This is a genomic window from Sphingobium amiense, assembly GCF_003967075.1.
Classification (GTDB): domain Bacteria; phylum Pseudomonadota; class Alphaproteobacteria; order Sphingomonadales; family Sphingomonadaceae; genus Sphingobium; species Sphingobium amiense.
On the sequence record NZ_AP018664.1, the window covers coordinates 1,847,030 to 1,868,253 of the forward strand.

Below are 21,224 nucleotides of genomic sequence, written 5' to 3' on the forward strand. Positions count from 1 at the left end.
ACGGCGTTTACCGGACGAGTTCTTGCAGTCCGGACACCTCCATGCGGTGCTGTTCCGGGCCAGACGCCGGCACATGCTCGCCCGCCCGGTCGCCGATCCTGTCCATCTGCGAAAGGATCGACCCTGCCATATCCTCTTCGCCGATCAGATAGGCACCCTTGGTCATCGTGACATGCGCCCGCGCGAACCGCCCCGCGCCCGCGAGCACAATGGCTCGCGTCGGCGCGTCTTCGGCGCTCAGCGCAACGACCGCCGGAGCGACCATGTCGCTGCCCAGACGGGCGAGGTCGCCGCTGTCGTAAAGGCCGCTGGTCATGCCGGTGGCAGCACTGGGGGCGAGGCTGTTGACGCGGATGCCGTAGCGCTCGCCCTCGATCGCCAGCGTCTGCATCAGGCCGACCAGCGCCATTTTGGCCGCGCTGTAATTCGCCTGACCGAAATTGCCATAGAGGCCCGACGAGGATGTGGTGAAGACGATCCGCCCATATCCCTGTTCCCGCATCAGGTTCCAGACGGCGTGCGTGCAGTGGACCGACCCCATCAGGTTCACCTCCATCACCGCCCGGAAATCCTCGATGGTCGATTTGGCGAAGGTGCGGTCGCGCAGGATTCCGGCATTGTTGACGAGGATGTCCACTCGTCCCCATTGCGCCACGATCCCCTCGATCATTGCGGTCACGCTTTCGCAATCGGCGACGTTGGCGGCACAGGCCATCGCCTGTCCGCCGGCGGCGACGATGTCCTGCACGACCGCTTCGGCGTCCTTCCGGGACAGGTCGTTGACCGCGACCATGGCGCCGTGCCGGGCCAGCGCGAGAGCGTGGGCGCGGCCCAGACCCTGACCGGCGCCGGTCACGAGAGCGACACGCCCGGAAAGCGAAATGAGGGGGGCTGTCATGAAGTCATCCTTTCGATGGCTGGCTCCGCTGCCTGCGGAGCGCGAAGGAGCCGCGCCCGTCAAGGCCGCGCATCTTCGGTGTTGAGACGAATGAGGGGCTTGCCCGAAAAACCGCCGGCGAACAGATCCTCGATGGCCTGGGGAACGCTCTCCAGCCCGTCGCGAACTTCCTGCCACGGACGCACGGTCCCGTCCGCGATCCAAGCGGACATCCGTTCGCGGAAAGCATCCAGCAGGTCGGCGCGGTCGGCATAGGGCAGGTAGCCCTGAATGGTGATCCGCTGCGTCACGATGCGGTTGAGGTGGTGCATCGTGTCGGATGCGCGCTCCTGATTATAGCTGCCGATCATCCCGCTGATCGCGAACCGGGCATTGGGGTTCGCATTCGCCAGCGCGGCGTCGAGATGCTCGCCACCCACATTGTCGAGATAGATGTCGATGCCCTGCGGAGCCGCCGCCGCCAGCTTGTCCTCCAGCGATCCGGGAGTCTTGTAATCAATCACGGCGTCGGCGCCGATTTCCTTCAGCCGCTCGCCCTTGGCGCTGCCCCCGGCCGAACCGACGATCCGCAGGCCGATCGCCTTGCCGATCTGCACCGCGGTGCTGCCGACCGCGCCCGCCGCGGCCGACACGAACAGCGTCTCTCCGGCCTTGGCTTTCGCAATTTCGAACAGTCCATAATAGGCGACGAAGCCGGTCGACCCCATGGCGTTCAGATAATGTTCGGGCGCGCCGGAGGCAGGCAGCTTTTCAAAGGCGGACGCCGGTCCCTGCCCGTAATCGCGCATGCCGAACTGGTGCATCGCCCGGTCGCCGGGTTTGAAGTCTGCGGATCGCGATTCGATCACTTCGCCCACGGCCCAGCCCGGAATGGGATCGCCCAGCCCGTAGGGCGCGAGATAGCCGCGCGTTTCCGCCGACATCCGCACCCGCATGGCCGGACCGACCGTCAGCCATTCGTTCCGGACGCGCACCTCGCCGTCGGCCAGCGGAGCGCTTTCGAAATCGCGCAGTTCGAACAGATCGCTGCTGGGGAGGCCTTCAGCCCGCTTGACCAGCGTCCACGCCCGATATGTGCTTGTCATGACGAACCATTCTCCAGAATTGCAGGGGCCGAACGCGATCCGCGCTCGGCATAGAGGGTCAGCGCAGCGGCAATGCCGAAGCAAATGAGAGAGCCGTAAAAAGGCAGATCGGCCGACGACAGCAGCAGCCCGGCGGCAATGATCGGCCCGATGGCGAGGCCCGCGAACTGCATCGTCACCCAAAGGACGGACAGGCGGCCGCTGGGATCGAGCGTGGCGACCAGCCCGGCGCAATAGGGGAGGATCAGTATCCAGCAGAACATGTAGACGAAAGCCGCCGCCGTAAAACTCGCCCGCCCGCCGTCCAGCATGAAGATCAGAACGGCGATGCACAGGCCCGCGGCGCCCGCTGATATGGGCAGCCGCCGCCCGGCCCTGTCCCCCATGGCCGACACCAGAACGCTCGCGGCAATGCCGCCAACGGTCGCGAAGGACAGAGCGCGGGCGACCGCTTCGCCCGACATGGCGCGGTCCAGCCCCAGCACCCCGACCAGCGGCCAGGTCAGGCCGACGCCGATCAGCAGGATGAACGTCCCGAGCAGCGCGGACAGGCCATAGCCTCGGGCAGGCTTTGCACCTTTCGCATCCGTCGGCCGATGCGCCGCGACGCCTGCGGGCAGCCAGCGAAGCAGCAGAATGGCGAGCGTCGCCAGCGTGACAACAGACATGAACAGCCATTGCGGATGCCCGATGGCGTTGAGCTGGCTCAAAAGGGCCAGCATGACCGTTGTCGCGGTCAGATTTGCCGTCAGATAGATCGCAAAGATACGGTCCGGTATCGGCGTCGCCGCGATGCTTGCGGACAGGATGCCCTGAAGCGCGCCCGCCGCCAGACCCGCGATGAAGCGAGCGACAATCAGCGTCGTGAAGGCCGTGGCGTAAGCGGAAAGCAGGTTCACCGACAGGATGAGAACCAGTCCGACAAGGGCCGCCTTGCGCCGGTCGATCCGGCTCAGCCATGCCGCCACGAAAAGGGTCGTCGCCGTCGTTCCGACCATTTCCGAAGAAGTGATGAGCGCGATCTGGCTGTCGGTCAGCCCGATAGTCGTGGACATACCCGCAAGCAGCCCCGGCATGGCCACGATGATGGCGGCGCTCGCCAGCCCTGTCAGGACGATGGACATCACCGGCAGAACGCCGATCGCTCGGGGCGCAGACGTGGGCAGGGCGGCGTCGCCGTTCATCACGCGCCGATCGTCACGATGACTTTTCCGACCGCCGACCGGCTCGCCAGCCGGGCAATGGCCTCGCCGCCGCGTTCGAGCGGGAAGATCTGGTCGATCCGGGGCGTGATGCGGCCCGCCGTCCACCAGTCGATCAGTTGCAGGATGTTGCGCCGGTTATGATCCGGCGCGCGCTTGGCGAAGCCGCCCCAGAAGATGCCGCGAATGTCGCAGGATTTGAGCAGCGGCAGATTGAGCGGGATCTTCGGTATTCCGGCCGGGAAGCCCACGACCAGATAGCGCCCTTCCCACGCGATGCAGCGGAGCGCCGGTTCGGCATAGTCGCCGCCCACAGGATCGTAGATGACATGCGCGCCTTCCGGTCCCACCCGCTCCTTGAACGCCAGTCCCAGAGCGCGCGCCTGATCCCTGTCGAACGGCGCTCGGCCATAGACCATCACGTCGTCGGCTCCGGCGGCAAGGACAACCTGCGCCTTTTCCTCGCTGGACACGGCGGCCACGACGCGCGCGCCCATGACCTTGCCGATTTCGATCGCCGCCAGCCCGACGCCACCCGCCGCCCCGAGCACGAGCAGCGTCTCGCCAGCGGCCAGATTGCCGCGATCTGCAAGCGCATGGATCGTCGTCGCGTAGGTGAGCAGAAGCCCGGCAGCCGCAACGGGGTCTTGCCCATCGGGGATCTTGAACGCGTCGGCCGCATCGAACACGGCATATTCGGCCAGCCCGCCGTTCGATTGCGCCAGCGTCGCGATCAGGCTGTCGCCCGGCTTCCAGCCCGCCACGCCCTCGCCCACCGCATCGACGATGCCCGAAACCTCGACACCCGGCGCGAAGGGCCGTTGCGGCTTGAACTGATATTTGTCCTCGATGATGAGAACGTCAGGATAGTTGATGCCGCAGGCCAGCACGCGCACGCGCAACTGGCCCGGCCCCGGATCGGGAATAGGGACTTCCGACAGCGTCAGCGATTCCGGACCGCCCGGATCGACGGAAAGCAGAGCTTTCATCACAGAACCTCGAACAGACCGGCAGCGCCCATGCCGCCCCCGACGCACATCGTCACGACGACATAGCGCGCGCCCCGGCGGCGTCCCTCAATCAGCGCGTGCGCAACCAGACGCGCGCCCGACATGCCATAGGGATGACCGATGGAGATCGCCCCGCCATTCACGTTCAGCCGGTCTTCCGGGATGCCCAGCTTGTCCTGACAGTAGATGACCTGCACGGCGAAGGCCTCGTTGAGTTCCCAGAGGCCGATGTCGTCCATGGTCAGGCCGAAGCGCTGGAGCAGCTTGGGAATGGCGAACACCGGGCCGATGCCCATTTCATCCGGCTCGGTGCCTGCCACCGCCATGCCGACATAGCGGCCCAGCGGACGCAGCCCGCGCTCGGCGGCGAGGCCCGCGTCCATGACGACGACAGCGGCCGCGCCATCGGACAACTGGCTCGCATTGCCCGCAGTGACGGTTCCGCCGTCGACCACGGTCCTGAGCGCAGCCAGCCCTTCGGCGGTGGTTTCGGGACGGGCGCCCTCATCCTTGGTCAGCGTGATAAGCTGCGACGATACCGCCCCGGTGGCCTTGTCGCGCACCGTCATGGTCGCCTCGACCGGCACGATCTCGTCGTCGAACGCGCCATTCTGCTGCGCCGCAGCCGTGCGCTGCTGCGACCGCAGCGCGTAGGCGTCCTGCCGCTCCCGCCCGATGCCATAACGGCGCGCGACGGTTTCGGCGGTTTGCAGCATGGGCATGAACATGTCGGGCACCATCGCCACCAGTTCGGGATCTTCGTCGATCCGGAGCGCTTCGGTCTGCACCAGCGAAATGGATTCGACGCCGCCCGCGACGATCACCTTCATCCGGTCGACCATGATCTGCTTGGCCGCCGTGGCGATGGTCATGAGGCCCGAAGCGCATTGCCGGTCGAGCGACATGCCCGCGACTGTGACCGGCAGCCCGGCACGCATCGCCGCCGTCCGTCCGATGGTGGACTGATAGCCCTGCTGCAACGATGCGCCCAGCAGCACATCGTCGACCTCAGCCGGGTCGATGCCGGCGCGGGCCACCGCCGCCCGGATCGCATGCGCGGCGAGCGTCGGCGATGGCGTCGCATTGAAGGCGCCGCGATAGGCGCGCCCGATGGGGGTCCGCGCGGCTGACACGATAACGGCGTCCTGCATGTTCAATCTCCTAGGCAGACCCTTTGGGGTCACACAAAAAACTGGGTTACCCACGTCGCGACGACGGCGGGCTTTTCCTGCCCTTCGACTTCCACGCAGATGTCCTGCGTCTGTTCGAAATGGCCGGGGTTCTTCTCTTTCACGCTCCTGAGCGTCGACACCGAGCGGATGCGGCTGCCCGCCCTGACCGGCGACACGAAGCGCACGCGATCGAAGCCGTAGTTCACGCCCACCTTCATATCCGGCAGCCGCGCCGCGGTGGTCTTCTCCTCCAGATAGGAAAGCAGCGACAGCACCAGAAAGCCGTGCGCGATGGTGCCGCCGAAGCGGGTTTCGCGCGCCCGCTCCGGATCGACATGGATATGCTGCCAGTCCATCGTCGCATCGGCGAACCGGTCGATCATCGCCTGATCGACCGTCAACCAGTCCGAATGGTGCGTGACTCCCCTGTCGGCCTGCAAGCGCGCCAGCATGTCGCTCATCCGGCCCTGGCCTCGTCGAGCGACCGGCCGCTGCGCGCCGCTTCGGCCAGGAGCGGTGACAGCGAGAAGCCCTCGCCCAGCCGGTCCGCATAGCGTTCCAGATCCGCGACGATCTTGGCAAGGCCGACCTGCTCCGCCCAGAACATCGGTCCGCCGGTGTGACGCGGCCAGCCATAGCCGTAGATCCAGACGACATCGACGTCCGACGAGCGCTGAGCGATCCCTTCGCTCAGGATCTTGGCCCCTTCATTCACCATGACATGCATGGTGCGGACCATGATTTCCTCGTCGGAAATGGCGCGCGGCGTGACCCCGGCCTTCGCGCGATAATCGTCGATGATCCCGCTCGCGACGGGGGAGGGAAGATGACGGCGCTTCTCGTCATAATCATAGAAGCCGCCGCCCGCCTTCTGGCCCCAGCGGCCCACGGCGTTGAGCGCGTCGCGCAGGCTTTCGATGCGGGTGGGGTCGCGGTGCCAGCCGATGTCGACCCCGGCGAGGTCGATCATCTGCAACGGTCCCATCGGCATGCCGAAGGCGACCGACACGCGGTCGATCTGGTCGGGCGTCGCGCCCTCCAGCAGCATCTCCATCGCGCCCTCCAGCCGGGGGTCCAGCATCCGGTTGCCGATGAAGCCGAAGCAGACGCCCGACACGACCGGCACCTTGCCGATCTTGCGCGCGGTCGCCATGCCCGTCGCCAGCACGTCCGGCGCGGTCTTCTCGCCGCGTACCACCTCGACCAGCTTCATGATATTGGCGGGCGAGAAGAAGTGCAGCCCGACAACGTCCTCCGGCCGCTTGGTCGCCTGCGCGATTTCATCGACCGACAGGTAGGATGTGTTGGACGCGAGGATCGCGCCCGGCTTGGCGATGCCGTCCAGCCGCGCGAAAATCTCCTTCTTCACGTCCATATTTTCATAAACGGCCTCGATGATGAGGTCGCATTCAGACAGGGCGTTGAAATCCAGCGTCGGCGTCAGCAGCGCCAGCGCGCCTTCGACCTGGGCGCTGGTCATGCGCCCCTTGGCGGCGGTGGCCTCATAATTTTTCCGCATCAGGCCGGTGCCGCGATCGAGCGCTTCCTGCACCATTTCGACGATGGTGACCGGAATCCCGGCAGACAGGAAATTCATGGAAATCCCGCCGCCCATCGTGCCCGCACCGATCACGCCGACCTTTTCGATGGGCCGCAGCGCGACATCCTTGGGCAGGCCGTCGATCTTTGCGGCGGCGCGCTCGGCGAAGAAGGCATGGCGCAGCGCCTTCGACTGCGCCCCCCCCATGAGCGTGTGGAAAAGGCTGCGTTCCTTTTCCTGCCCCTCGGCGAGCGGCAGGCTAGTCGCCGCCCGGACCGCCTCGATGCAGGCCTGCGGTGCATCCAGCCCCTTGATCTTGCGCGCATTCTGTTCCGCGAACCGCTCGAACTCGCCCCCCTCGAAGGAAACGGCGCGCGTCCCGGTCGGACGCGGCGCATCGAGTGTGGCGGCATAGGCGATGGCGTCTTCAACCAGACTCGCTTCCGGCACGACCTTATCCACCAGACCGATGTCCAGCGCCTTCGTGCCGGAAATCGGGCTGCCCGACACGATCATGTCGAGCGCGGCGGGGATGCCGACAAGGCGGGGGAGCCGCTGGGTGCCGCCCGCACCGGGCAGCAGGCCCAGCGCGACTTCCGGCAGGCCGAGCTTCGCGCTCGCGGTCGCGACGCGATAATGCGCGCCCAGCGCCACCTCCAGCCCGCCGCCGAGCGCGGAACCATGGATGGCGGCGACGACCGGCTTGGCGCTGGCTTCGATGGCGTCGATCACCACCGCGAGGCCCGGCTCGGCGAGCGGCTTGCCGAATTCGGTGATGTCTGCGCCCGCGCTGAACATCCGCCCTGCCCCGTGGATCACGATGGCGGACACACCGTCATCGCTCTGGGCCGCGTCTATAGCCTGATAGATGCCGCGCCGCACATCTTCCGACAGGGCGTTGACGGGCGGATTGCCGATCCGGATTGTGAGGACGGTGCCATGGCGTTGCGTTTCGATCATCATATCTCTCTCAAAAAATGGTCTCGCCCAGGGCGCTGGGCCGGGCGAAGGGGTGAGAAGTCGAAAGTCCTGCATCGACGACGAGGGCGTGCCCGTTGACGTAGCTGGCCTCGTCCGATGCAAGGAAAGCGATGGCCCGCGCGATTTCGGCAGGACGTCCCCCGCGCCGCAGCGGGTTGAGCTTGCCGATGGAGCCTTCCCGCCCCTTGGCGCGCGCCTTATCGTAGAGGTCTCTGGTCATGCCGCTTTCGATCAGACCGGGGCAGACCGCGTTGACGCGGATACCCGATCCGGAAAGCTGCTGCGCGGCGATCTGGACGAGGTTCACGACGCCCGCCTTCGACGCCGAATAGGCCGGGCCGCCCGCCCCCGCGCGCAGCGCGGCGACCGATGCGGTGCACACGATGGCGCCGGTCCTGCCGCTATCCAGCATGGCCTTCGCGCCATGCCGCACAGCCAGAAACGGACCGATCAGGTTGATGCGCAGCACCTGTTCCCAGCTTTCGACGCTCTGGTCGAACAGCCCCGCTTCGCCCCCCGTCACGCCCGCATTGGCGCAGACGACATCGACCCCGCCGAAACGGCTCGTGGCCAGGGCCAACATCGCCAGCACATCCTCCTCGCGGCCCGCGTCGCCCTGCATGGTGGCGATGGCGTCATTTCCGGCAAAGCTGTCCGCCAGCGCCGGGCTTGTATCGAAAGCGACCACCCGCGCGCCTTCGCTGGCGAACAGATTGGTCGCCGCCGCCCCGATGCCGGAAGCCGCGCCGGTAATGGCCACGACCTTGTCCTTGAAGCGCCCCATGCTTTCCGATCCTGTCTTCACGCCACCGGCGCGATGGTCATGCCGCCGTCCACGACGATGGCCTGCCCGGTCACATAGGAAGAGGCGTCGGATGCCAGGAACAGGGCCGCTCCCGCCATTTCACCCGGCTCGCCGATACGGCGCAGCGGGATCTGCTGGCTGAATGCCTTTTCCTTTGCGGGGTCTTCCCACAGTGCCTTGGCGAAATCGGTGCGCGTCACGCCGGGCGAGATGGCGTTGACCCGGACCTTGTGGGGGCCGAACTCGACGGCCAGATTGCGGACCATCGCCAGATCGGCGGCCTTCGACAGATGATAGGTGCCGATCATGTCAGACCCGATATAGGCGCCGATCGACGATACGATGACGATGGAACCCGACCGACGCTCGATCATCGACGGCGCGACCAACTGGGCGAGCCAGTGGTTCGACAGGATGTTGTTTTCCAGAATTTTGCGGAACTGGTCATCATTGATCCCCAGCGTCGGCCCATAATAGGGATTGGACGCCGCGTTGCAGACCAGAATATCAATCGGACCCAGCGCTTCCTGCGCAGTCCTGACCAGCGCTTCCAGCGCCGCCTTGTTCGAAATGCTGGCTTCGATGGCCGTCGCGCGCCCTTCGCCGTGGCGCGCGTTGATGGCGGCCGCGACCTCGTCGCAGGACGCCTGTTTGCGGCTGGAAATGACGACGCGGGCGCCCGCCTCGGCCAAGGCCTCCGCAATGGCGCGACCGATGCCGCGCGACGATCCGGTCACGATGGCGATCTTGCCGCTAAGGTCAAACAGGTTGCTCATGGTTCGTTCCTGACTCTGTTGGAAGCCGACTGCATCAAAGCCTTGCCGGGCCTATCGCCATGCCGCCGTCGATGAGCAGCGACTGCCCCGTCATGAAGGCGCTGGCCTCTGCCGCCAGATAGACCGCCGCGCCCGCCATTTCGCCCGGCACGCCGATGCGGCACAGGGGCGTGCGCTTCGTCACCTGCTCGACGCCTGCGGGGTCTTCCCACAGCCGCTTTGCGAAATCCGTCTTCGTGATGCCGGGGGAGATGGCGTTGACCCGGATGCTGTGCCTGCCAAGCTCCACGGCAAGGTTGCGGACCATCTGAAGATCGGCGGCCTTCGACACATGATAGGTGCCGATCATGCCGGACCCCAGATAGGCGCCGAGCGAAGCGACGATGATGATGGACCCTGCCTGCCGCTCGATCATGCCGGGCGCGACGAGCTGGACGAGCCACTGGTTCGACAGGATATTGCCGTTGATGATCTTGTGGAATTCATCGTCCGGAATTTCGAGCGTCGGCCCATAATGCGAACTGACAGCCGCGTTGCAGACCAGAACGTCCACCGGCCCCAGCCGCTTTTCCGTTTCGGCAACCAGCGCCCGCAGATCGTCCTTCACCGAAATGTCCGCCGCGATGGCGGTGGCGCGCGTTTCGCCCGTCTGCGCATTGATCGCGGCGGCAGCTTCCTCGCACGCATCCAGATTGCGGCTGGAGATGACGACCTGCGCCCCGGCGTCCGCCAGCGCCTCCGCGATGGCGCGGCCGATGCCACGCGACGACCCGGTAACGATGGCGACCTTGCCGCTCAGGTCAAACAGCTTGTTCACATTTCCCTCCAGTCTTCATGGTTCTAGGGCGCCGGCCAGCCGGGCCTGTTCCCAGCCGAGCCGCGCCATGGGCACGAGCTTTGCTGCCGCCTTTTCCGCCTCCAGGCTTGAAGCAGTGCCGTCGATGATGCGTTTGCGGATGCCCTGCACGATCCCGACGATGCGGAAGAGGTTGAAGGCGAAATACCAGTGCGGGTTGGCGATGCGCGGCCGCCCGCTCATCTGGCAGTAGAGGTCAGTAATCTCGTCGAGAGAGGGAATGCCCGCCGCCTCCAGATCGACATTGCCCAGCGCCGCAAGCCCGTCCGCGGGCATCAGCCAGTGCGCCGCGAAATAGCTGAAATCGGCGAGCGGATCGCCGATCGTGCTCAGTTCCCAGTCGATGACGGCCAGCACCTTCGGCCGGGACGGATCGAAGATGAGATTATCCAGCCGGTAGTCGCCATGAATGATGGTCGACGCCGACTGTTCCGGCACGGTCCGCGAAAGCCATTCGATCAGCTTTTCGACTTCCGGCACATCCTCGGTCTGCGATGCGCGATACTGGCGGCTCCAGCGCGCGACCTGCCGCTCGAAATAATTGCCGGGCCTGCCGTAATCCGCCAGCCCGACCTGCGCCGGATCGAACCGGTGCAGCCGCGCCAGCGTTTCCACCATCTCGACATAGATCGCCCGGCGCGCCGCTGGCGTCTCGTCGGGCAGCGCGCCGTCCCACAGCGTCCGCCCCTTGATCCGTTCCATGACATAGAATGCCGATCCGATCACTGCGTCGTCCTCGCACAGGGCGATGGGACGGGGCACCGGAAAGCCCTCCGGATGCAGCGCGCTCAGCAGCCGGTATTCACGGTCGACGGCGTGGGCGGACGCCAGCAACGCGCCAGCGGGCTTGCGACGCAGCACATAATGCTGCGTCGCCGTGTCGAGCGCGAAGGTCGGGTTCGACTGGCCGCCCGCGAACTTGTCGAGGCCGATCGGCCCTTCGAACTCGGGGACATGCGCCTCCATCCACGCCGTCAGCTTGCCGACGTCGAGGGCGTTTTCGACGAGTGCCGCCTCAGCCATCGCGGCCGTCCCCATCTGCGCGGGCACGAAGAAAGGCGAACGCCCCCGGCATCAGCGCGTCGCCCCGACATCGCCGCTCGACAGGCTGTCGCCCGCGACATCGCGATATTTCTTGAACTCCGCCCGCGCGATGGCGCGCGCATGCACTTCGTCGGGACCGTCCGCCAGCCGCAGCGTGCGGGTGTTCGCCCAGTCGAAGGCGAGGTCGAAATCGTCGCACACGCCTGCGCCGCCATGCGCCTGAATGGCGTCGTCGAGGATTTGGCACGCCATCATCGGCGCCTGCACCTTCAGCATCGCGATCTCGACCTGCGCGCTCTTGTTGCCGGCCTGATCCATCATGTCCGCCGCCTTGAGGCAGAGCAGCCGCGTCATTTCGATGTCGATCCGCGCGCGCGCGATGCGCTGTTCCCACACCGACTGGCTCGCAATCGGCTTGCCGAACGCCTGCCGCGACAACAGGCGGCTCGCCATCGCCTCCAGCGCGTTTTCGGCCACGCCGATGGTCCGCATGCAGTGGTGGATGCGGCCCGGCCCGAGCCGCCCCTGCGCGATCTCGAAACCGCGCCCCTCGCCCAGCAACATGTTGCTCGCCGGAACGCGCACATTGTCCAGCACCACTTCGCCATGCCCGTGCGGCGCATGGTCATAGCCATAGACGTTCAGCATGCGCTTGATCGTCACGCCCGGCGCATCCATCGGCACCAGGATCATGCTCTGCTGGCGATATTTGTCGGCGTTGGGGTCGGTCTTGCCCATGACGACCGCGACCTTGCAGCGCGGATCGCCGGTGCCGGTCGACCACCATTTGCGGCCGTTGATGACATATTCGTCGCCCTCGCGCCGGATCGACGTCTGGATGTTGGTCGCGTCGGAACTGGCGACATCGGGTTCGGTCATCAGGAAGGCGGACCGGATTTCGCCGTTCATCAACGGGCGCAGCCATTTTTCCTTCTGCTCCAGCGTGCCGTAGCGGTGGAACACTTCCATATTGCCGGTATCGGGCGCGGAGCAGTTGAAGATCTCCGAACCCCAGAACACCCGGCCCATTTCCTCGGCGCAGAGCGCATATTCGAGGTTGGTGAGCTGCTCCCCTTCGAACACGAAGCTGTTGTCGACATGCTCCTGACCGGAATGCGGGGGCATGAACAGGTTCCACAAGCCCTGCTCACGGGCCAGCGGCTTCAGTTCCTCGATGACCTGTATCACCTTCCAGCGCGGTTCCGCCGCCACTTCGGCTTCATAGTCGGCAAGGCGCGGCTTGACGTTGGTCTGGATGAAAGCGCGCACGCGATCGCGAAAGGAAGTCTGGCGGGGTGTAAGTGCGAAATCCATCGTTGAGTCCTTAGATAATGTTTGCGTCCGGTCAGGATGTCAGTCCTGCATCGCGTCAGAGAGAAGCAGCGCGCGCACTTCGTTTTTCATGACCTTGCCGTTGGGGTTGCGCGGCAGGGGTTCGTGGTGAAATCGGATCACCACCGGGATCTTGAACGCCGCCAGCCGCTCCCGCAGCCAGAGCTTCAGTTCATCCTCGCTGACCGAATGCCCCTCGGCGATCAGGCACATCGCGCCGGGTTCCTCGCCCAGCCTGTCGTGCGGCAGGGCGACCACCGCCGCGTCCGTGACGGCAGGGTGGCTGAACAGGGCGTTCTCGACCTCGACGGCGTAGATATTTTCGCCCCCGCGGATGATGACGTCCTTGCTGCGGCCGACGATGGTGCAAAAACCTTCCTCGTCCAGCGTGGCCAGATCGCCGGTCCGCATCCAGCCGTCGCCGAATGTCGCTTCGGTCGCCTGCGGATTCTGCCAGTATCCCATCACGATCTGCGGCCCCTGAACGCATAGTTCGCCGATCTCGCCGACGGGCAGCGGTTCGCCCGCCTCGTTGACGACGCGCAGGTCGTCGACCGGAAGCGGCGGCCCGCAGCTATCGGGGCGGTTCATATAGTCTTCCGCGCTGTGCCCGGTGATCGTCCCCGACGTTTCGGTCATGCCCCAGCCGTTGTAGGGGACGGCGGACAGTTCCCGTTCGATCAGGAAAGGCAGGTCCGGCGCGGCGGGCGCACCGCCATAGGGCACATAATTGAGCGAGCTGAGATCGAACCGGCTCCTCTCGGGGGAATCGATCAACTGCCACGCGATTGTCGGGACGCCGCCCGCCGATGTGATCCGCTCCCGCTCGATCAGCCCCATCGCCTCGATCGTGTTCCACTTGTGCATCAGCACGACCTTGCCTCCGCAGGCGAAGGCGGACATCAGCAGCGCGGCGCAGCCTGTCACATGGAACAGCGGGATCGTCATCAACGTGACCGACGGCGTGAGGTCGCTGATCGGTTCGCCCCGGCGCAACGCGCCGCGCTGGCCGATGAAATCCATCGCCACCAGCCCCGAAAGCATGTTCCTGTGGGTGCCCAGCGCGCCCTTGGGACGGCCCGTGGTGCCGCTGGTGTAGAAGATCGTCAGCGGATCGTCGGGTTTCATCGCCACGTCCGGCAGCGGCAGGTCCGGCAGCCGCCCATAGCCCGCGACCTCGCCGATGATGGATTCGAGCGAAACGATGCCCGGACGGGGCGAACGCGAAACGATGATCTTCAGGCGACCCGCCAGTTCCGGACTGCCGCCCGTCACGCGCTCGAAGCGTTCGTCGTCGCAGATCAGCACCGTGGAGCCGGACTGCTCCAGCGCATAGCCCAGTTCCTCGCCCGTCCACCAGGCGTTGAGCGGCACGGCGATGGCCCCGCACACCGTCGCCGCGAACAGCACCACCGGCCATTCAGGAAGGTTGCGCATCGCGATGGCGACGCGATCCCCCGGCCTGACGCCCTCGCGGACGAAATGGTCCGCCAGCGTCGAAACCGCGCGGAACCAGCCCTCATAGGTGACGCGCTCGTCGTTGAGGACCAGAAACTCCCGCTCCCCATGCTTGGCCCGCACCTGCTTCGCCAGTTCGGCGACATTGTCGGGCAGGCTCGCCCATGTCCGCAATTCGCGACCGTTGATCACGGCCTTGCGGATTTCGAAGCGCGACCCTGGAACGCACAGCTGCGCTTCCGCTTCCTTGAGCGACATAACGGGCCAGGATTTAGTCATTCTGCGCTCCTACGCTTGCAAATTCATCGACCGGAGCCGCCTCGACACCCTCCAGAAACGCGGCGATTTCAGCCACTGCGCGCCCCGCTTCCGGCAGTTCCTGCGGGAAGAGATGGAAGGCATGCGGCAGATGCGGCCAGATGCTGAGATGGACCGTCACGCCCAGCCGCCAGAGCGCGGCGGCGAAGGCGACATCCTGATCGCGCAGATATTCGTCGGACGACGCCTGAATGATGGTCGGCGGGAACCGTTCGAGGATGTCGGTACCGGCTGCGGCGGGCGAAACCAGCGGATCGTCCACGGTCGTGACGCCCTGAAGATAGAGTTCCGCAATTTTGGTCTGCGTCGTCGGCTCGCATGTCGGGTCATCCGAACCGGGCGGCATCCGGTCGGGCGGACGGAAATCGACGACGCCCGACAAAAGGGCCAGCGCATCGGGCAGCCGGGCGTTGCGGGATACAAGGTCGATCACGAGCGCGGCGGAGAGATTGCCGCCCGCGCTGTCGCCCATCAGGGCGACGGACGCGACTTCCATCGGCCCCGCCGGCCCGTGCGCGCACGCATGGAAATAGGCGCGCCGGGCATCGTCCAGACCCGCCGGAAACGGATGTTCGGGCGCAAGGCGATAGTTGGGCGCGAACACCGCCCGTCCGGTTGTCCGCGCGAGGAGGTCGATCAGATGGCGGTGCGTGTCCACCGACCCGGCGAACCATCCACCGCCATGGACATAGACGATATGGTGGCCGGGCTTCACCTGCGGCGGGACGAACCACTCGCCCGCGCAGGTGCCCAGATCGACGGTGCTGGTGGCGCACACCAACTCCCGCTCCGCGCCGGTCAGCGTGTAATTGTCCATGACATAACGCATCGCGACCGGCAGTTCTTCCATCTCATCCGAGCGCGCGATCAGGCCTGATATATGGTCTTTGACTGTTCGGGCCTGCGCCACGCTCGGATGTTGGGTCGGCATCGTTCTGCTGTCGTTTCTTTCTAGAAGTGGTAGCCGAACGAAGCGCCGATCTGCCGTGGCGGCTGATATTGGCCGAGCGCCAGCGAGCCGATCAGCGCGGACACCACGATCACGTTCGATTTGACCTGTTTGTTGGTGATGTTCTTCGCAAACAGGCTGGCCGTGATCCGCTTGTCGTCGCTCTCATAGTTCAGCGACAGGTTCAGCTTGCCCGCCGCCGACTGCGAAGAAACGGGGATGTTGAACTCGCTGAAATAGATCCGCGATTTCCAGTCGTAACGCGCGCCCAGCGTGACCTTGCCCGACGAAACCGGCACGTCGTAATAGCCCCCCGCGCTGACGCTGTATCGCGGCGCCTGCGGCAGATCGTTGCCATCGAGGTCAAACCGGCGGGTGCCGTCGGGATCGACCGTCCCCAGATCGGGGCGGGCGGGATCGCCGGTGCGGAAACGGTCGAAGGTCGCGTGGAGATAGGCGCCCGACACTTCGAACCGCAGCGCCTCGATCGGCCGGATGACGGTTTCCGCCTCGATGCCGTAGATGGTCGCCTTCGCCGCGTTGACGACCTGCGTCGACGCGCCGTTGATCTGGTTCACCTGAAGATTGTTATACTTCATGTGGAAGGCGGCGATATTGGCCTGCAATCCGTGGTCGAAGAACCAGCCCTTCAGGCCCGCTTCGAGGTTGGTGTTCTTTTCCGGATCGAAAGCCGGGGCGAGGCCGCCCGCCGAAAAACCGCCGCCCTTGTAGCCGGTGGCATATTTCGCATAGGCGTCCAGCGTATTGCTGAACGCGTAGGACGCACCGATTTCGTAAGTGACCTGACTGGACGAAGTGCTCTGCCTCGGCAGGATGCCGACATAGCTGTTATAGTCGTCGAGATCGACCTTCTTGTCGTGCGTGTATCGCAGACCGGCGAAGATCTTTGCCTCCGGTGTCAGGGCATATTGGGCGTGGCCGAAGAACGCATAGGATGTCGTGTTGATCTTCGCGCCCAGATCGACCGGCATGGGCAGCAGGCTGATCGGAACCGAAATATCCTGTTGCAGCTTCTCGTGGAAATAGTTGGTGCCGATAATGTAGGTGAACGGCAGCGCCGCGTCCGAGGTATAGAGCAGTTCCCCATAATATTGATGGGTCTTGTTCTTGAAGTCGGAATAGGTGTGCAGCGCGTCGGTTCCGTCGCCGTCCTGGATATTGTGGATCTTGGTATCCGCATAGGAGCCGAGCGCCTTGAGGTCGCCGTTCCCCAGCGCCCAGTTCAGCGTCAGATTGACATTCTTGCCTTCGACCCGCCGCAGCCCTTCATTGCTGTAAACTTCGCGCTTTTTGACGTTGCCGGTCGACTGTCCGACGAGGATCGCCGGAAGAGGCTGGGTGGGATCGGGCGTGCCCTCCAGGAAGGTCGCCGGGCCGTTCGAATGATCGCGCTGATATTCGACCAGCAGCCGGGCGTTGAAGCTGTCGGACGGCTCCCATTTGATCTGGCCGCGGACCGACTGGTTATCCGCATTGTCGAGCCGGCTCGGCGCGCGGGACGTAACCAGATCGTTCGAATAGCCTGCGGGATAGGGCTGGGGCGTCGACAGATTCTTGGTGAAGCCGCGATTATAGGTCTGCTGGGCCGAAAGACGCGCGGTCCAGGTGCCCGACGCATCGAGCGCGCCGCTGACATAGCCTGACGTGTTGATCTGGCCGGGGTCGATGCCCGCCCTGACGTCGAAGCCGTAATGCAGGTCCCGCGTCGGTTCGTTCGGGATGATGTTCACCGCACCGCCGGTAGCGTTGCGACCGAAGAGCGTGCCCTGCGGACCGCGAAGAACCTCGACCCGCGCCACGTCGAGGAACGTCGACAATGTCAGCGCGGGCTGCGCCATGTAAACGCCGTCGACCTGGATGGACACACCCGCGTCCGACCCGGCGTTGATCGACGAACCGTTGCCGATGCCTCGGATCGCGACATTGGCGGAATTGTAGCTGTTGCCGATCTGGATGTTCGGGTTGGGACCGACGAGATCCGTCAGCGACACCGTCTGCGCGGCGCGCAGCTTGTCGCCGGAATAGGCCGACACCGCGATCGGCGTTTTCAGGATGGTCTCGCTTCGGCGGGATGCAGTGACCACGATATCCTCGAACTGCTCCTGACCGTTCCGCTCCTGCGCGGGCGCGTCGGTCGTCTGGGCATGAACCACCGGCACGACGGCAGTCCCGCACAGCAACGCAAGCACGTAATAACCTTTCTTCATGATAACCCCTCCATCGGTTTTGTCTTTTTGTGCCGATTCGTGTTTGATGGATTTCGGTTCGATGGAGAATGATGGTTGATCGCACCCCCGATGTCGCAATTTGCCGCAAGGGGTAAATCGCATTTCGAATGATCGCCTTACAGCCAGAAACGGCCGGAAGAGATCATGGTCAGATCATGGGCAAATTCGCGGCGGACATGCGCCAGATCCTCCGTCCGCGACCCGCTGGACACCAGCCGGATCAGCTTTCCGGTAAACAGCGCCTGCGACAGCAGGGGATCGAGCGGCCGCAGCGACGATGAGATCGGTGTCAAAAGGCGTCGCCACGCGCTGTGCTGGTCCGCAATATCGGCCCAGATCGCCGATTGCAGCGACGGCTGGCGGCTGGCTTCCAGCCATACCCGGTAGATGGCAAGGCTTTCCAGCGCATATTCCGTCGCTTCGCGAAAGAAGATGACGGTTGTCCGGTCGATCAGCCTTTCCAGGCTTTCCTCCCCCCGTTCCAGCGACGCGACGATACGATAGCGATCCTTCGCATTCTCGAACAGGCGATGCTGGGCCGCCTCGATCAGGCTGGCGGTGGTGGGAAAATGATAGAAAGCGCCGGACGGCGAAAGCCCCGCCTTGCTCGCCATCGCCTTCAGCCCGATCGCCGTCTGCCCCTTCGAAACCAGCTCGTCCAGCGTCGCCGTCAGGATCGCCTCGCGCGTCACCGCCGACTTGCCGCTGAGCCGTGCGGGCTTGGCGGCGGCCGCCTTTTCCCCGTGCCCCCAGCGGTCGAGCGGATCTTCCCCGCCATCGAATACGGCCCGCAGATCTTCCTCTGTCGGGCGCAGAACCAGCACGAAAAGCAGCAGTCCCACGGTGATGTCGCCGTAGGAGCGCGCTGCAAGTTCGCTGTCGTCGCCCCCGGACGCCAGCGCCCATTCGCTCCAGACCTTCGCCGCCGCCGTGAACCAGCCGCGCGCAAGGGCAAGCGATTCATGGTGGCGGGGGGCGTCCAATATGATCTCGGTCCAGCATGCGCCCCGGACCCGCTGTTCCCCGGCGACCTTGATGAGGAACTCGACCAGCCAGGATCGCGGGCACCCCGCCCCGCCCGATCCCGCCGCATCTTCGCCGGGAAGAAGCAGCGTGTCTTCGTCCAGCATTTCCTGCGACGCGGCGGCCAATATGTCGAATTTGCTGGCGAAATGATAGGTGGTCGACGCCAGGGAGACGCCAGCGGTGCGGGCGATTTCCCGGTGCGTCATGCCCGCTATTCCGCGTTCCGCCAGAACCAGAATCGCCCCTTCGATGATCCGCTTGCGGGTTTCGATGGACCTCGCCTGCGCGGGCGCCCGCTTGGGTCCACGCGTCCTCGCTGGCATATCCATGATGGCGGAAAGGCGGCGGGCGACGGGCAACGGAGAAGCATCCTCAACTCAGACATGGGCGGCAGGCATTGCCTTGAACCATTTTTTGTCCTATAGTGCAAATTATTTCAGGGACTGGCCACGCAAAGATGGGGCCGCCAAGAGAGAGGCTGGATATGAAAGCGAACCTCTGCCGAGTTCAGGATTCAAGCGGCTATCCATCCATGTTCGGCTCCCAGTCATGGCCCAGCACGGTGCAGGAAGACCGCTCGCTCCTCTTCTCCACCGCAGCGCGCAATTTCGGCGCGGAACAGCTTTCCAGACATTATGTCGAAACATTTTTCGGCGCGGAAAGGGCGCGCGCGCTGATGGCCGGAGCGGGCCTCTGCGACGCGCGGGGCCAGTTGCCCGCAAGCATCTCCCGCGTCGATTTCTGGAACCTGTGCGTCGATGGCGTCTATAAATACGACGACGAAGGCCACGGCTGCACCCCCCGCCCCCTGCCCAAGGGCAGTTGGACCGTGATCTTCACCGCGGTCAATCACATGGACTCGGTGGGCGAAGGGCTGAAGCGCTTCTGCGAGTTCGTGCAGGTCATCCCCTCCGGCATGACGGTATCCATCGGCTATGGGGCGGACGGCATCAATGTCACCTACGCCATGAACGAGCTGTCCGAACGGGGCGAAATCTACGCGGAACTGATCGCCATCGTGTTTCACTGCGTGCTGGTCTGGGGCACCGGCCAGTGGATCGAGCCGGTCCGCACGAGGCTGTCGAGCCTGCTGGCGGACCGCGACGAATCGCTCCTCACGGGCCTCGCGACGAGTTGCTGGCGGCACGGAACGGGCGTCTCCATGGTCTATCCCAAGGAAATTCTCGACCTGCCGCTCGGCGTGCGCCGCTACAAGAGCTTCTCCTTCCACGAATCGTCCGTCTTCATGGAAATCGCGCAGAGGTCACCGCGCGCGACGCGGTCGGACGAGTCCGGCTCGATCGTCGACGAACTGCGCGTGCTGATGCAGGAGGAAATCCCCAACCAGCGTGTCGCCGCCCGCAAGCTCGGAATGAGCGCCGCGACCCTGCAGCGTCGGCTCACGCAGGAGGGGACGAGCTTCCGCGAACTCTCCCGCGAAGTGCGGATGCGCAAACTCTGCACCCTGCTGGCGACCGACGCCAATCTGGACGACATAGCTTTCGATCTTGGTTTTTCGGATCGCCGCAGCCTCTGGCGCGCCTGCTTCGACTGGCTCGGCATGTCGCCGACCGCCTACCGGCTGCAACGCCGCCTGTGCGACAGCTAGGCGGAACGGGCCACAGCAGTGCGCGGGCGCGGACTCGCCAGTCCTAGGCGGGGCTGTCCGCGCCCTGCCGGATATGGCCCAGCAGCAGGTCGGTCACGATCTCGGGGCATTGATCGACGATGAAATGCCCTGCCCCCTCGACGATCTCGAACCGGAAGGGGCCGGTCACATAATCGGATGTCAGTTCCGCCGCATAGCGCCCGACCGTCGCGTCTTCCGTGCCCCAGATATACAGCGTGGGAAGGTCGATGGCGGGCGTTTGCGCACCCGTGAAGCCGCTGGCCCGATACCAGTTGATCGCGCCTTCCACCCCGCCCGGCTCGGCCAGCTTGGCGATATGGACAGCGGCAATTTCCGGCGGGACATGCTGGGTTTCCAGCGCCTCCCGCAACGGCCGAAGCCCGTCGACGCGCATCCGGTCGTAGGCGTCGGCGTCTTTCAGGAAACGGTGATGGCGCGAGCGCTCCGGCTGCTGCGGATCTTCCGCCATCGCCCGCGCGAACGCCGCCGGATGCGGGCGCGACAATATGCTGAGCGTCTTTATCCTTCGGGCATGGCCCGCCGCGACCAGCCACGCGATCTGCCCGCCCCAGTCATGTCCCACCAGATGAAAGTCCGCAACGCCCAGCGCGTCCATCAGGTCGATCGCGTCCTGAACGATGAGTTCCACGCGATAGCTGTCCTCGCCCGTCGGGCGCGCGCCCGTGGAATAGCCACGTTGATCGGGCGCGATGACCCGAAAGCCCGCCGCCGACAGAGCCTCGACCTGCGGATGCCACATATAGCGCGATTCCGGGAAACCATGGAGCAGCAGGACGGTCTGCGCATGCTCGTGGCCCGCAATGTCGACGGTGAATTCAAGGCCGTTCAGGCTGACGCAACGCGTTTCGATCATGTCTGTCTGCTATGGACCT

General features: G+C 65.1%; 18 protein-coding genes. 1 reads left to right on the forward strand and 17 read right to left on the reverse strand.

What is annotated here, in order from left to right; translation table 11 throughout:
• Positions 1-7 precede the first annotated feature (7 nt).
• The 16 genes from SAMIE_RS08945 to SAMIE_RS09020 form a co-directional block, all read right to left on the reverse strand.
• On the reverse strand, positions 8-898 hold the full coding sequence (locus SAMIE_RS08945) for an SDR family NAD(P)-dependent oxidoreductase (RefSeq protein WP_066700168.1): 891 nt from the start codon (positions 896-898) through the stop codon (positions 8-10).
• Positions 899-957: 59 nt separating this feature from the next.
• Entirely contained in the window at positions 958-1,983 is a 1,026-nt protein-coding gene (locus SAMIE_RS08950) for an NADP-dependent oxidoreductase (protein ID WP_066700169.1), read from the reverse strand.
• Positions 1,980-3,167, reverse strand: coding sequence for an MFS transporter (locus tag SAMIE_RS08955; RefSeq protein WP_066700171.1), 1,188 nt, complete (start codon positions 3,165-3,167; stop codon positions 1,980-1,982). The genes SAMIE_RS08950 and SAMIE_RS08955 overlap by 4 nt, the downstream gene beginning before the upstream one ends.
• Positions 3,167-4,174 carry an NADPH:quinone oxidoreductase family protein gene (locus tag SAMIE_RS08960; RefSeq protein ID WP_066700172.1) on the reverse strand — a complete coding sequence of 336 codons (1,008 nt, stop codon included), beginning with the start codon at positions 4,172-4,174 and terminating at the stop codon, positions 3,167-3,169. The genes SAMIE_RS08955 and SAMIE_RS08960 overlap by 1 nt, the downstream gene beginning before the upstream one ends.
• Positions 4,174-5,346 (reverse strand): acetyl-CoA C-acyltransferase, encoded by a 1,173-nt coding sequence (locus SAMIE_RS08965; protein WP_066700174.1) that lies wholly within the window; start codon positions 5,344-5,346, stop codon positions 4,174-4,176. The genes SAMIE_RS08960 and SAMIE_RS08965 overlap by 1 nt, the downstream gene beginning before the upstream one ends.
• 29 nt (positions 5,347-5,375) lie before the next feature.
• Entirely contained in the window at positions 5,376-5,828 is a 453-nt protein-coding gene (locus SAMIE_RS08970) for a MaoC family dehydratase (protein ID WP_066700176.1), read from the reverse strand.
• Positions 5,825-7,867 (reverse strand): 3-hydroxyacyl-CoA dehydrogenase NAD-binding domain-containing protein, encoded by a 2,043-nt coding sequence (locus SAMIE_RS08975; protein WP_066700254.1) that lies wholly within the window; start codon positions 7,865-7,867, stop codon positions 5,825-5,827. The genes SAMIE_RS08970 and SAMIE_RS08975 overlap by 4 nt, the downstream gene beginning before the upstream one ends.
• 10 nt (positions 7,868-7,877) lie before the next feature.
• Positions 7,878-8,672, reverse strand: a complete 795-nt coding sequence (locus SAMIE_RS08980; RefSeq protein WP_066700181.1) for an SDR family NAD(P)-dependent oxidoreductase — start codon at positions 8,670-8,672, stop codon at positions 7,878-7,880.
• 17 nt (positions 8,673-8,689) lie between these two features.
• Positions 8,690-9,469: an SDR family NAD(P)-dependent oxidoreductase gene (locus tag SAMIE_RS08985; RefSeq protein ID WP_066700183.1), complete on the reverse strand. Its 780-nt coding sequence runs from the start codon at positions 9,467-9,469 to the stop codon at positions 8,690-8,692.
• Between the two features lie 34 nt (positions 9,470-9,503).
• Positions 9,504-10,286 (reverse strand): SDR family NAD(P)-dependent oxidoreductase, encoded by a 783-nt coding sequence (locus SAMIE_RS08990; protein WP_232037404.1) that lies wholly within the window; start codon positions 10,284-10,286, stop codon positions 9,504-9,506.
• A 15-nt stretch (positions 10,287-10,301) separates the two neighbouring features.
• On the reverse strand, positions 10,302-11,348 hold the full coding sequence (locus tag SAMIE_RS08995) for a phosphotransferase family protein (RefSeq protein WP_232037405.1): 1,047 nt from the start codon (positions 11,346-11,348) through the stop codon (positions 10,302-10,304).
• Positions 11,349-11,399: 51 nt separating this feature from the next.
• Positions 11,400-12,683, reverse strand: coding sequence for an acyl-CoA dehydrogenase family protein (locus SAMIE_RS09000; RefSeq protein ID WP_066700188.1), 1,284 nt, complete (start codon positions 12,681-12,683; stop codon positions 11,400-11,402).
• Between the two features lie 39 nt (positions 12,684-12,722).
• Positions 12,723-14,438 (reverse strand): class I adenylate-forming enzyme family protein, encoded by a 1,716-nt coding sequence (locus SAMIE_RS09005; protein ID WP_066700190.1) that lies wholly within the window; start codon positions 14,436-14,438, stop codon positions 12,723-12,725.
• Positions 14,431-15,408 (reverse strand): alpha/beta hydrolase, encoded by a 978-nt coding sequence (locus SAMIE_RS09010; protein WP_066700191.1) that lies wholly within the window; start codon positions 15,406-15,408, stop codon positions 14,431-14,433. The genes SAMIE_RS09005 and SAMIE_RS09010 overlap by 8 nt, the downstream gene beginning before the upstream one ends.
• 20 nt (positions 15,409-15,428) lie before the next feature.
• Positions 15,429-17,654, reverse strand: a complete 2,226-nt coding sequence (locus SAMIE_RS09015) for a TonB-dependent receptor (protein WP_066700192.1) — start codon at positions 17,652-17,654, stop codon at positions 15,429-15,431.
• 137 nt (positions 17,655-17,791) lie between these two features.
• Positions 17,792-19,024 (reverse strand): TetR family transcriptional regulator, encoded by a 1,233-nt coding sequence (locus SAMIE_RS09020; RefSeq protein ID WP_169800205.1) that lies wholly within the window; start codon positions 19,022-19,024, stop codon positions 17,792-17,794.
• A gap of 209 nt (positions 19,025-19,233) precedes the next feature.
• Here SAMIE_RS09020 and SAMIE_RS09025 point away from each other — a divergent pair, with 209 nt between their 5' ends.
• Positions 19,234-20,310 carry an AraC family transcriptional regulator gene (locus SAMIE_RS09025; protein ID WP_232037406.1) on the forward strand — a complete coding sequence of 359 codons (1,077 nt, stop codon included), beginning with the start codon at positions 19,234-19,236 and terminating at the stop codon, positions 20,308-20,310.
• Positions 20,311-20,353: 43 nt separating this feature from the next.
• Here the strand turns inward: SAMIE_RS09025 and SAMIE_RS09030 are convergent, their stop codons facing one another.
• Positions 20,354-21,205, reverse strand: a complete 852-nt coding sequence (locus tag SAMIE_RS09030) for an alpha/beta fold hydrolase (RefSeq protein ID WP_066700197.1) — start codon at positions 21,203-21,205, stop codon at positions 20,354-20,356.
• Positions 21,206-21,224 lie beyond the last annotated feature (19 nt).